Source organism: Spiroplasma turonicum, from assembly GCF_001262715.1.
GTDB lineage: Bacteria > Bacillota_I > Bacilli_A > Mycoplasmatales > Mycoplasmataceae > Spiroplasma_A > Spiroplasma_A turonicum.
Genome location: NZ_CP012328.1, coordinates 954,326 through 967,134, shown reverse-complemented (window position 1 = coordinate 967,134; position 12,809 = coordinate 954,326). Strand labels below are relative to the sequence as shown.

Annotated in this window: 14 protein-coding genes, 1 tRNA gene and 1 pseudogene; all 16 read left to right on the top strand. The window is 24.4% G+C overall.

Annotated features, from left to right (window positions below):
- The first annotated feature begins 41 nt into the window (after positions 1-41).
- The 16 genes and pseudogenes from STURON_RS04270 (at position 42) to obgE (ending at position 12,807) form a co-directional block, all read left to right on the top strand.
- Positions 42-347, top strand: coding sequence for a hypothetical protein (locus STURON_RS04270; RefSeq protein WP_075048642.1), 306 nt, complete (start codon positions 42-44; stop codon positions 345-347).
- Positions 347-1,087, top strand: coding sequence for a DNA-processing protein DprA (locus STURON_RS04265; RefSeq protein WP_075048641.1), 741 nt, complete (start codon positions 347-349; stop codon positions 1,085-1,087). The genes STURON_RS04270 and STURON_RS04265 overlap by 1 nt, the downstream gene beginning before the upstream one ends.
- A 198-nt stretch (positions 1,088-1,285) precedes the next feature.
- Positions 1,286-3,229: an ABC transporter ATP-binding protein gene (locus STURON_RS04260; RefSeq protein WP_075048640.1), complete on the top strand. Its 1,944-nt coding sequence runs from the start codon at positions 1,286-1,288 to the stop codon at positions 3,227-3,229.
- 43 nt (positions 3,230-3,272) lie between these two features.
- Positions 3,273-4,601, top strand: coding sequence for a methylenetetrahydrofolate--tRNA-(uracil(54)-C(5))-methyltransferase (FADH(2)-oxidizing) TrmFO (gene trmFO, locus STURON_RS04255; RefSeq protein ID WP_174519108.1), 1,329 nt, complete (start codon positions 3,273-3,275; stop codon positions 4,599-4,601).
- Positions 4,602-4,609: 8 nt separating this feature from the next.
- The gene (locus tag STURON_RS04250; RefSeq protein ID WP_075048639.1) at positions 4,610-6,208 is read left to right on the top strand and encodes a hypothetical protein; all 1,599 of its coding nucleotides are present in this window, start codon (positions 4,610-4,612) and stop codon (positions 6,206-6,208) included.
- A 142-nt stretch (positions 6,209-6,350) separates the two neighbouring features.
- Positions 6,351-6,611, top strand: a complete 261-nt coding sequence (locus STURON_RS04245) for a hypothetical protein (RefSeq protein ID WP_075048638.1) — start codon at positions 6,351-6,353, stop codon at positions 6,609-6,611.
- A gap of 1 nt (position 6,612) precedes the next feature.
- Positions 6,613-7,332 (top strand): hypothetical protein, encoded by a 720-nt coding sequence (locus STURON_RS04240; protein WP_075048637.1) that lies wholly within the window; start codon positions 6,613-6,615, stop codon positions 7,330-7,332.
- Positions 7,333-7,716: 384 nt separating this feature from the next.
- A tRNA-Arg gene (locus STURON_RS04230) sits at positions 7,717-7,793 on the top strand.
- A gap of 132 nt (positions 7,794-7,925) precedes the next feature.
- Positions 7,926-8,348, top strand: coding sequence for a 30S ribosomal protein S16 (gene rpsP, locus STURON_RS06005; RefSeq protein WP_075048635.1), 423 nt, complete (start codon positions 7,926-7,928; stop codon positions 8,346-8,348).
- Positions 8,348-8,620: a hypothetical protein gene (locus tag STURON_RS04220; RefSeq protein WP_075048634.1), complete on the top strand. Its 273-nt coding sequence runs from the start codon at positions 8,348-8,350 to the stop codon at positions 8,618-8,620. The genes rpsP and STURON_RS04220 overlap by 1 nt, the downstream gene beginning before the upstream one ends.
- Positions 8,610-9,101 carry a ribosome maturation factor RimM gene (locus STURON_RS04215; protein ID WP_075048633.1) on the top strand — a complete coding sequence of 164 codons (492 nt, stop codon included), beginning with the start codon at positions 8,610-8,612 and terminating at the stop codon, positions 9,099-9,101. Before STURON_RS04220 ends, STURON_RS04215 begins: the two co-directional genes overlap by 11 nt.
- Positions 9,101-9,832, top strand: coding sequence for a tRNA (guanosine(37)-N1)-methyltransferase TrmD (gene trmD, locus STURON_RS04210; protein ID WP_075048632.1), 732 nt, complete (start codon positions 9,101-9,103; stop codon positions 9,830-9,832). The genes STURON_RS04215 and trmD overlap by 1 nt, the downstream gene beginning before the upstream one ends.
- A 1-nt stretch (position 9,833) precedes the next feature.
- A pseudogene (rplS, locus tag STURON_RS04205) lies at positions 9,834-10,202 on the top strand (50S ribosomal protein L19); the annotation flags it as partial.
- Between the two features lie 197 nt (positions 10,203-10,399).
- Positions 10,400-11,143: a DUF3196 family protein gene (locus STURON_RS04200; RefSeq protein WP_075048631.1), complete on the top strand. Its 744-nt coding sequence runs from the start codon at positions 10,400-10,402 to the stop codon at positions 11,141-11,143.
- A gap of 2 nt (positions 11,144-11,145) precedes the next feature.
- Complete coding sequence (locus STURON_RS04195) at positions 11,146-11,490, top strand: hypothetical protein (RefSeq protein WP_075048630.1); 345 nt, start codon at positions 11,146-11,148, stop codon at positions 11,488-11,490.
- A 21-nt stretch (positions 11,491-11,511) separates the two neighbouring features.
- On the top strand, positions 11,512-12,807 hold the full coding sequence (obgE, locus tag STURON_RS04190) for a GTPase ObgE (protein ID WP_075048629.1): 1,296 nt from the start codon (positions 11,512-11,514) through the stop codon (positions 12,805-12,807).
- The last annotated feature ends 2 nt before the right edge of the window (positions 12,808-12,809 follow it).

Sequence of the window (12,809 nt, the reverse complement as noted above, 5' to 3'; positions counted from 1 at the left end):
TTTAATATTCTTATCGATATATTAAATGGGAGGTTAAAATAATGAATAATGTTACAATTTTAGGGCAATTGGAAGGAAACCCAGAATTAGTGTATAATTCCAAAGATGGAGACAAAAAGCTTTATAAATTAATAATAAGGGTTCCAAGAAATAATGCCTTGAGCACTTCAAAAGTTAAAGAAGATTTTATATGTGTTAAAATTTGAAATAATGTATTGGGTGATGAATTTGATTATTATGATAAATTAACAATTGGAGTTGAAGGGAAACTCGTATCTTTTACAAATCCTGATAATAAAAACTATGGTAATGATTTTATAGCTCATAAAGTATTTCAGTTTAATTAATGGATAATGTTTTATTATATTTTTCATTAAAGTATAATGGTGATTGAGACAAAATTTTTCAAGCATTAGAGAGCAAAGAAAAAATCGAGTTTTCAATTTTACAAGATGTTAAAAAGCAAATAAGATGCAATTTCATTACATTATTAAATCCATTATACCCATCAGAATTAAAAAATAGCTATAAACCACCATTTGTTTTATATTTTGTAGGAAATCTTGAATTATTATCAAATTACAATAAAACATTATCAATTTATGCTGATAATGAAACTAATGAAAAGTATGATCAAAGTATTAATTACATATTAGATTATGCGATAAATAATGACTATACAATAATTGTTTCTAGTGAAAGTGTAAATATTAAAAACATGTTTTTTAACAATTTAGAATCTAATAATAGGTTTATTTATTCTATAAAAGGAAGTATTAGTAATTTTTTTATAGATAATAGTCTTGATTATAATGATAAGTTCAAAAATACTTTATTTATAAGCACAATTTATAATGAAAATAGTGTAATTGTTGAAAATGACTCATTTTTTAACAATTTACAAGTAAATTTATCTAAATTTGCTTTATTTCTAAATTGTGTTAATACAAAAGAGTACATAAATTTATTTAATTATTATATTAATGAAGGTAAGGAGGTATTATCTATTCCAGAGATTGAATTATCCTCTGCTATAAATAATAATTTTCTAGATTTAGGTACTAAAATATTAAAATATTTTAAATAAGTGTAGATTTTAATTAAATTTGTTATATAATATTTTTGTCATAGAAATATGACGCTTGTAAGGTTAATACCTAATAAAATTAAATTAATCATTTTATTCCCGACACACAAATGATATATAAAATTTTAATGGAGAGATAAATTATTATCTCTCTTTTTTTATTTTGATTTTATGTAATATAATTAATTTGGTGATTATATGAAGGATAAAGAAATTTCTATAGGAAAACCAAAGACAATAAAAAAACAACGTAAAAAAGCAAAAACTTTTTTTGGTATTATTTTTAAATATTTAAAAAAGAGACCTATTTTTGCATTTTTTATAGTTTTGTTAACGTTATTATCATCAATAACTACAATTGTGGGGCCCAAAATAATTCAAAATATAATGTCAATTTTAATGGCTCAAAGTTCTATTGATTCATTAGGTGATAATCCAACTTCTGATGCAGTAAATCAAATGTTAGAAAAGTTATCAGCTAATGGTGTTCCTATACATGCAACACTATCAGATGGTGTATATACTTGTTATTCAAATTTTTTTGGTCTTAATTTTGGTTGGAAAGACTGAATATACTTACAGATAGTATTTTTTATATTATTAGCAATATTTACTTTTTTATCTAATTATTTAACAGGTTTATTGGGTAAAAATATTGAAATATCTTTAAGAAATAAAGCCTTAGAAAATTTAGTCAAGCAAGATATGAGTTATTATTCAGATAAAAAAATTGGTGAAATTTTAACAAAAATTGTTTCAGACACTCAAATAGTTGGTGAACAAGGACAAATTATTCCAGTTACTTTATTATCTGCAATATTCACATTCTTTGGTTCATTAATTATGATGGTTACAATTGATTTAAATCTAACACTAGTTGTTATTGTCACTATGGCAACTATTATGACTGTTATGTTTTCTACTTTTGGTATAGTAAAAAAACTTATGTTTAAAACAAGAGACTCTATTACAAATATAAATGGAGATGTAACAGATAGAATAGGCACAATAAATTTAATTAAAGCATCTGGGACAGAAGTTTATGAAACTGAAAGATTTAAGTTTTTACATAAGGATTATTTTAAAAAATCAAAAAGCCTTATAAAACTTCAATCAATAATTATTACTGTTATGGTTGCAGGTATAAGTTCAATACAAATGGTAATTGTAATTGCTGCAGCTTTACTTTATAACGGTAATGGTGCTCAATTATCAATAGTATTGTCTTCTTTCATAAGTGGTGTTGGTACCATGGTTGGACCATTAATGCAACTTGCGAGAGTTAACGCAGGTATGGTTCAAGCCTCTACTTCTTCTGCGAGAATTGATGCAATAATAAAAGCTCAACCAAGATTAAACCCTCATTACAATGAAGGTGAAGGTAAAATCATAACTTCTATTGATGGAGATATAATTTTTAAAGATATTGAATTTAGATACCCAGAAAAACCTAATAAAGTTGTGCTACCAGTATTTAATTTTGTCTTTGAAAAAGGTAAAAGTTATGCTTTTGTTGGTGAAACCGGAGCAGGTAAGTCAACAATTGCAAAATTATTATTAAGATTCTATGACCCATATAAAGGTGAAATATTAATTAATAATGGAATAAATTTAAAAGATGTTCAATTGGCTAGTTATTTAAAACACGTTGGTTATGTTGAACAAGAACCACAAATTTTATTTGGTACAGTTGCTGATAATATAAGATATGGTAAATTTGATGCAACAGATGATGAAATTATTGATGCTGCTAAAAAAGCAGAATTAGATAATATTGTAAAATCTTGACCAGATGGATATGACACTATTTTAGGAGAAAGAGGGTTTATATTAAGCGGTGGTCAAAAACAAAGATTAGTAATAGCAAGAATGTTTTTAAAAGATCCAAAATTACTTGTATTGGATGAAGCTACAAGTGCTTTGGATAATATTATTGAAAAGGAAATTCAAACAAAATTAGAAGCATTGATGGATGGAAGAACAACTGTTACAATTGCTCACAGATTAAGTACAATAAAAAATGCAGATAAAATAATTGTTCTTGGACGTGATCAAGGAATTGTCCAAGTTGGTACATTTGATGAACTTAAAAAAATACCAGGTCATTTCAAAAATCTTTATGAAGCTGGTCTAATGGATTAATAAAAGCATAGTGCTTTTATTTTTTTATTTTTGTTATAATAAATTAATGAAAAAGCAAGTAAATATAATTGGGGCAGGATTGGCAGGTTGTGAAGCTGCCTGACAGTTAGCCAAAAAGGGCATAAGTGTTAAATTATTTGAAATGAAGGGAATCAAAAAAAATCCAGTTCAAAAACTTAATACATTTGCTGAATTAGTTTGTTCAAATTCATTGAGATCAAATGATAATAAAAATGCTATAGGAACATTAAAAGAAGAAATGATGTTTTTTGATTCTTTGATAATCCAAAGTGCTATTAAAACATCTATACCTGGAGGGCAAAGTTTAACAGTTGATAGAGAACAATTCTCTAAATGTGTAACTGAAACATTAATTAAAAACCCATTAATTAATTATTATGAAAAAGAGTTTTTAGACTTTAATGACAATGAAGTTACTATAATTGCGTCAGGTCCATTAACAAGTATTGGACTTCAAAATAAAATATCTAAACTAGTTGGTAAGGATTATTTTTATTTTTTTGATGCAGTTGCTCCAATTGTTAAATTTGAATCTATAAATATGGATATTTGTTTTAAAAAAAATCGATATGATAAAGGAGAAAGCAAAGATTATATAAATTGTCCTATGAATGAAATTGAGTATAAAAATTTTTATGATGAACTCATAAAGGCTGAAACTATTGATTTACATCTTTCAGATGAAACAAATCTTAAGTTTTTTGAAGGTTGTATGCCAGTTGAAGCAATGGCTAAAAGAGGTTATAAAACGTTGACTTACGGACCTTTAAAACCAGCTGGTTTAAGAAATGATGACGGAACCAATAATTTTGCAGTTGTTCAGTTAAGACAAGATAATGCAAAAGATTCCTTATACAATATAGTTGGTTTTCAAACAAATCTTAAATTTGCAGAACAAAAAAGAGTATTCAGAATGATTCCTGGTTTAGAAAATGCAGAATTCATTAGATATGGTGTAATGCACAAAAATAATTTTATAAATTCACCAATTCTTCTTAATAGTTATAACCAGTTAAAATCGAATAATAACTTATTTTTTGCTGGACAAATTACTGGAGTTGAAGGTTATGTTGAGTCTGCTTCATCGGGTTTAATTGCAGCTATAAATGTTTATAGATATATTAATAATCTTGATTTAATTAGCTTTCCTAAGACTACTGTTATGGGTTCTTTACAAAATTATATTATAAGTACAGACAGTGATAATTTTCAACCAATGAAGGCTAATTGGGGTATTGTAGAAGATTTAAAAATCGAACAAAAACTGAAAAAAGAACAAAAAAAAGAACTATACTATAATAGAGCAATAAAAGATTTGAAAGAATTTATAGATAAATATGATCTTATTTAAGAGGTAATATGAAAGAATTTTATAAGCAAAGTATTTTTTGATATGGGCTACATAAAGTTGCTGATGAAAATGCTGAACTAAAATACTATATAACTACACAAAAAGAGTTACTTAGATATTTATATCCAATAACTTTTGTTGGGATTGTACAATATTTTTTATTTAAAAATATTATAAGTAATGAATTAGAATCTTCTCATCACAATATAGTTACTAATTATATAATTGAAAACTATGATGAATTATACAAAATTAAATATAGATATGTAAATGATAAACCTAAAAAACTATTTTTTAAAAATGAAGAAGAAGTTGACCAAGCAAAATTATTGATTTCAAATTTATTAATACCTTATATAAATGAATATTGTTTTAAAACTTATGAACAATGAAAATCTACATATAAATCTTATATAAGAGAATCATTGTCTATTTTTGAGTACGATATAAATCATAAATCTGATGATAACTCTCTTAAAACTAGCCTTCCTTATCCTTTTATACTTACATTAAATTTAATAAAAAGCTATGATACAAAAGGACTTTATCAAAGAGTATATAAGTGTTATCAAAAAGAGTTATTATTAAGAAAATACAGAACAGGTAGAGAATGAAAACCAAAAGAATTAGAATACTTAACTGAAACATATGAATTAATTCAAAACGAAGAAGAGTGAGCAATATTTTTATCTAACTTTTCATCTTCTAAGTGAGATTTATTTACAACGCGTGAAAGATATAAAGCATTATTACAGTTAACAAAATTAACAACAATATTAATGAAAGACGAAATTACAGCAGTAACAATGTTAGATGATGGTGAAGAACTTTATAGTTTATTAGAAGATTATTTACCTTTATTTTTAAGTTCTGATAAATTCATTGATAAAAATAATAAATTAAAACTTGAATTAAGAAAGTCTACAAAAAAAATCTTATCCCCATTTAATTTTCAACATATAAATCCTGACTTACTTGAACCTTATATAAAATCAAAAGGTGATAGATTTATTGATTATAATGAAGAAATGCTAAAGGATTGTATAGAAATTACAAAATATACTTTTTCTAAACTAAGATCTTTACTATTATCTCATGAGTATTTACCGCAAGTAATTGACAACAAAATTGCTATCAAAAAAAAGCTTTTTGTAAATGTATTGAACTTGTTTGAGGAAGTTAAAGAAAATAAATTTAAACAAAAAGTTAATGTGGAAAATATTACTGAAAATGATTTTATGTTAACAGAAGAAGAAATTGTTGATATAACTAAAAGAGAGTTTAAAAGTCTTAATGACTTTACTGATAATACTACTTTACTAAGAATAGGTAGGGTAATTAATATAATGTTAGGTATTGAACCAAAGACACCAAAAATTGTAAATTATGATTTATATGAGTTATTTAAAATAGTAATTATTATTTTTGGACCGCACCCTTTAGACCATACAGTTCAGAATAAAGAAACTATCGATAATTTATATGAAAAATTTGTTAGTTTATTAGAGTATTATGAAAATGAATTAGAAGGACACATCAAAGAATATTTTGTTCAGTTTTTAGAACTTCCTTCTAAACTAAAAAATTGAGTTGTTAAATACGAATAGTTATTTAATACAAATTCGTTATTTCAATCATATTAATACTTAAATTCTGCTTTAACTTTTTTTAAAACCGAAAAAACTTATCTGTTTTTGACTTAAACATTTAAGTGTTAATATAATAAAGAATTTGTGAAAGGTATTTATTATGAGAAATTTAATAAATGAACTAGGAAATTTCAGCATCGATTCAGTAAAATATGATAATGAAATGAGTAAATCAGAAAAAGTTTGTTCATCAAAAACTTATATAATGGCATCAATTTATGAAACGTCATTACAATCTGGAAATATATTGCTAAATACAAGGAAATTTATAATATCTCTTTATTCATATATTCTAACTTTAACTGTTTTATATGCAATATTTGGATCAATAGTTGTGTGATTAGAAATGGAAAAATTCTAAAATGTGATATTATATTTCTTTAGGTATTATTCCTATTATATCTTTAGGTTATTTTGGATATATAATTTTTAGATACATTTTTTGAAGAAATATTACTTCTGTTAAAAAAATTTTTAATCAAGAATCACTGACAACAACTTTTCCAATTTACTTAAAAAATGAAAAATGAAAAATATATACTTCTTATATATGCTTTATTATTTTTAGTACATTAATTTTCATTGGGTTTTGTTTTATACTTTCACAAACTGATGATGGTTATTTACAATATATGCTAACTAATTCTATTATTTATATACTTTCAATTTTATCTATATTATATTTTATTTATATAAGCTCTAAATCATTAAAATTAATCAATTTTTCAAATTATACTGAAGTAAAAGAATTTATAAATAATCAATTTATAAATCCTAAAAATTTTGAAGTTAGATCATATGATTTAGATTTATTATATTTTGATAAATATATAAATTATTTAGATTTGGCTAAAAAAAGATATATAAATAAAATTAGTTCTTCATTAAGTTATGAAAAATTATACAAGTTATTTTTAAAATATATTAGAGCTTGTTCGTGAGTTTTAAACCAAGCTTTATCAAAGCAATTTGTTGAGTTAAATATTGAAATTAAAACAATACTTAAAAATACACCAGAAATTATTTTTGAAAATTTTTGGATTATTGCTTATAACGTTTTTAAAAAAAACAATGTACAGTAAGACTTAAATAAAAACAAAAAAATATAACTAAAGTAAAAATAATAAGCAAAAAAAAATTGAACTTTAAAAAACCAAATATTTATAAATAGTTGGTTTTTTTATTAAATGTATTATATTTTAATAGTTTTTAGTTTATTCAATCGATTAATAAGTTTCTTAGAATTTTTATGTGAATTTTATATTATTGAATCTAAATATAAAAGATTTAAAAAAAAATAAAATTATTCATCTTTTTTTAAGTTCATTAAGTTTAAAATCTATTATATAAATATAATGTATATTAATGTTATACATAGATTCCTTTTTACTATAAATTGAATTAAATTTAAAAAAAAATAAATAATATAGAAAATATAAATATTTTTTGCTATTATTTACTTGTATGCCCACGTAGCTCAGTAGGATAGAGCATGCGCCTTCTAAGCGTAGGGTCAGAAGTTCGAATCTTCTCGTGGGCGCCATTATAGAAATAAAATAATAAACGCATATTGCGTTTTTTTATAAAAAAATAATATAAAGAGTCAAGTAAAAGTACTTGACTCTTTTTATTTAAACATATATTATAATAAAGGTTTAATTTAAAGGAGGAATTTATGGTTAAATTAAGATTAAAAAGAGCTGGTAAAAAAAGAGCTGCTTTTTATAGAATTGTGGCTTCAGATTCACGAGTAAAACGTGATGGTGAATACATCGAGCTAGTTGGTACATACAACCCTATAAATGGTGAAGTAAATTTACAAAATGAATTAGCTTTAAAATGATTAAAAGATGGTGCACAACCAACAGATACAGTTAGAAACATTCTTTCTAAAAATGGTATTTTAAAACAACTTCATGAGTTTAAATTGAGTACTAAATCAAGCAAAGAATCAAAACCTAAAAAAGCAAAAGCTGCTGCTCCAAAAAAAACAGTAGCTAAAAAAACAACTAAATCTACTGAAAGTTCTGCTGAAAAAGAAGTAAAACCTAAAAAAACAGTAGCTAAAAAAACAACTACAACTAAAGAAGATAAATAATGTTGAGTATTGATCAATTGACAATAAAGCTAAGTAAAATTTTTAATGAATTATTGCCAAAGGATTTAAAGTATGTATTTAAATTTCAATATGAAGATGATAATAGTATAAATTTTTTAATTGTTACTTATGATAACTTTGCAACTCTTTTTAAAAACAAAGATAAAAGAGGTATTATAAACTATTTAGTGCCGATATTAAACTCTAGTATATCTCTTCTAAATAAGAAAATTCAAATCGACATTGAAGTATGTGAAAATTATGGAAAATAAACTTAAAAAAATTGGCAACATAACTTCAACATTTGGTATAAAGGGTTGGTTAAAGTTCAATATAGTTAAGGATTTAGAATTATCTCTTGATATAGTTGATGAAGTATTTTTTTTAAAAAATGGAGAATTCTTTGAACCATTTAAAGTAATGGATTATAGAATAAAAAATAATAACTTTATTATAAGTTTTGAAAATATTAATAATATTGATATTGCATCTAAAATGATAAATAAAGAAGTTTTTATAAAAAAAGAATCATTAGTTTTTATTGAAAAATTAAATTATTTAAATTACAATGTTAGTTACTTAAATGTTGCTTATGAAATAGTGGATTGTATTAACAATGGATTTTATTGAATTGTTAAAATTAACTTTAATAAAAACAATATATGAATACCATTAGTTGACGAGTACATTATTGATATAAATGATAAAGATAAAGTCATTTATGTTAAAAATATTGAAAGGTTAGATGTATAATGAAATTTACTATTATAACATTATTTCCTAATCTAATTCAGACAAATATAAATGAATCAATTGTAAAAAGAGCAGTTGAAAAAAAATTAATAGATGTTGAAATTTTAAACTTAAGAGATTTTTCTACTCTAAACAACCAACAAATCGATGATTATCAATATGGTGGTGGTGCAGGTATGGTTATTATGGTTGAGCCTGTAGTTAAAGCAATTGAAAGTTGTAAAACTAAAGATAGTTTAGTTCTTCTAACTTCACCTCAAGGAATTACCCTTAACCAATGCATTGCCAAAGAGTATAGCAAAAACTTCAAACATATAATAATAATTTGTGGTCATTATGAAGGTTTTGATGAAAGAGTATTGGATTATGTAGACTTTGAAATATCAATTGGAGATTACATATTAACTGGTGGGGAACTTCCTGCTTTAATATTAGTCGATTCAATTACAAGACTAATAAATGGTGTAATAAAAGAAGATTCTCATATAAATGATAGTTTTGAAAACAATTTGTTAGATCACCCTGTTTACACTAAACCTTTAGATTTTAGAGGTAAAAAAGTACCAGATGTATTAATAAGTGGTCATCATGCAAAAGTTAAAGACTACAGAAATAAACAAAGGTTAAAAAATACTTATAATAAAAGACCGGACCTAATTAATTATGATACTTTATCTATAGATGATATAAAATATTTAAAAGAACTAAAAGATTCGAAAGGAGAAAACTAATATGAATATGTTAACAAAAACTACAAAATCAATAGTTGATGAACAATTAAATAGTAACTTACCTAGGTTTACTTCAGGGGACACAATTAGAGTTAATGTTAAAATAAAAGAGGGAGAAAAATTCCGTATTCAAGCATTCGAGGGAGTAGTTATTAAAACACAAGGTAGTGGAATAACTTTCTCAGTTTGTGTAAGAAAAAACTCTAATGGTGTTTTTGTTGAAAGAACATTCCCAGTTCACTCACCAATAATTGATTCTATTGATGTTTTAAAAAGAGGTCGTGTTCGTAGAGCAAGAATATACTATATTCGTAAATTATCAGGTAAAGCTGCTAGAATTAAGGAAATTATTGTTTCTAAAGATAAAAAAAATGCTGCTGTGTCACAATCAAAAACTAGTAAAAAAGTAGTTAAACCAGTTGAACCAAAAGTTGAAAATAAACCTGAAACAAATGATTAATAAACAAACTCTTTAAAGGAGTTTTTTTAATTTATTAACATTATTTTTTAAAATAATTTCTTAAATGATAAAATTATAAATAATATTAAGTTTATTATAGGAGAATTATGGCAAATTATTATGAAGATGTTTCTAAAAAATTGAGCACATTAATCGATAATAATAATTTTGAAGCTGCTCTTAAAATTATTAATGAAGAATTGTTAGCTCCATACATCCCCGAAAAGTTTGAAAAGTACTTACAAACTTGAAATGATTACATTAATGAACATATGGAATTAAGTCAAAGAAAATTATTTTCATGAAGCTTAGAAAAAGTTGTTTATGTAATGAAAAATGAAAATGACCAACATTCACATCTTGTTGCTTTTGATTTTTTACGTGAGCTAAATGCAAGAAAAATAATAGATGATATTTCAGAATATTTGATAAATCCAATAAACTCAGATGAAAATAAAACATTTTTATTAATGATATTGATTGAACAAAAAATTGATAAAGAATTTGTTATAGTAAAAAATAATTATAAATTTGCAATAAATCCAATTAAGTTTAACGTCAAAGAATCTCAATTATTTTTAAAAAATATTGAAAAAAACATAGAAAACTTACTATATCATTATGATCCTTCTTTATTTAATATTTCTTTAAATATTTTAAATTCATACTATTATTTTAAATTTCCAAGTTTTTCATCGATGCACTTAAGTTTAAATGATTTAACAATTGCAATTATTTTAAAGACTTTTAATGCTATGGGAATATCACCTGATCCAATAATTATAAATTCAATTTCATTTGATCATACCAATGTAATGCTAATTTTAAGAGAATTAGATGATATGATTTAATTATGATTAAAAAGGATAAATTTTTTGAAGATGATTTCATCATATTTAATGACTATGATAATATTATGATTCAAGCATTTAATATTGGATGTTCTTTATGTGGTATTGAAACAATTGAATATGCATATAAAGATATACCTCAACCAATTGGCAATAAGGTTAAAGAAATACATGACAATAATCCTAATGTTAGTGATGTTGAAATTGAAGAGTTATTAAAAGATTTAATTGATGATTGACAAAACTATGATGATAAAAATGCATCTGAAGGTATACCAACTTTTTTATGTTCAGAATGTTATTTTCAATTGTTAAAAAACGAGATATCTGTTTCTAAAACAGAATAAAGGTAGAAATAGTGGTAGTATATGAAATTTGTAGATTTAGCGTTTTTTAATATTAAAGCTGGTAAAGGCGGTGACGGAGCCGTATCTTTTAGAAAAGAACTATACGTTCCAAATGGTGGGCCTAACGGTGGAGACGGTGGAGACGGTGGAGACGTCATTTTTATTTCAGATGAAGGTAAGACTTCATTACTTGATTTAAAGTTACAAAAATTTTACTATGCAGAAGATGGTCACAAAGGTGATATAAAAAATATGCATGGTAAAAACGGCAAGGACATAATAATTAAAGTTCCTGTAGGTACAGTTCTTTATAATTCAGAAAATAATGAATTATTAGCAGATTTTTTACAACATAATCAAAAAGAAGTTATTGCTAAAGGTGGTAAAGGTGGAAGAGGAAATGCAAGGTTTGCAAACTCACGTAACAGAGCACCAACAAATTTTGAGGCAGGAGATCTAGGCCAAGTTTTTAATATTAAAGCAGAATTAAAAGTTCTAGCAGATGTTGGATTTGTTGGATTACCTAATGCAGGTAAATCTACAATGTTAAGAGCAATATCTAATTCTCGACCAACAATTGCAGATTATCCCTTTACTACTTTGAATCCCCAATTAGGTTTGTGTATTGATAAAAAAAACAGAACCTTTGTAGTTGCAGATTTACCTGGTTTAATAGAAGGAGCAAGTCAAGGTAAAGGTTTAGGTTTTGACTTTCTAAGGCACATAGAAAGATGTAAAATTATATGTCATATAATTGATATGTCAGGTAATTATGGCATGGAAGATGTTATTAATAATTATGAGCTAATTAGAAACGAATTAAAAACTTATAATTTAGAACTTGAAAATAGATTGGAAATAATAATAGCAAATAAAATGGACTTAGAAGAAGCACAAATTAATCTAATTTATTTTAAAGAAAAATATAAAGATAAATTAATAATTGAGACCTCAGGTTTGAAAAAAGAAAATATAGATAATTTATTAATATTAATTGGTGATACACTTGAAAAAAACAACCTTCTAGGTAAGGATAAATTTGTTGGAATTAAAAAAACAAACGACTTTAAGTTATATAAATTTGAAGGTCAACTAAACGATTTAAAAATTGAAAAAATATCAGAAAACAAATGAAATATTCTTGGAGAAGATGTTCATAAAATCTATTTAAAAACACCGATATCAACGTATGATAATATTCTCTTGTTTAATGAAAAATTAAAAAAATTAGGAGTTTATGATATGCTAAGAGAAAAAGGTGCCAAAAAAGGCGACCTTGTTAAGATTTTTGATATTGAATTAGAATGGATGGATTAGCT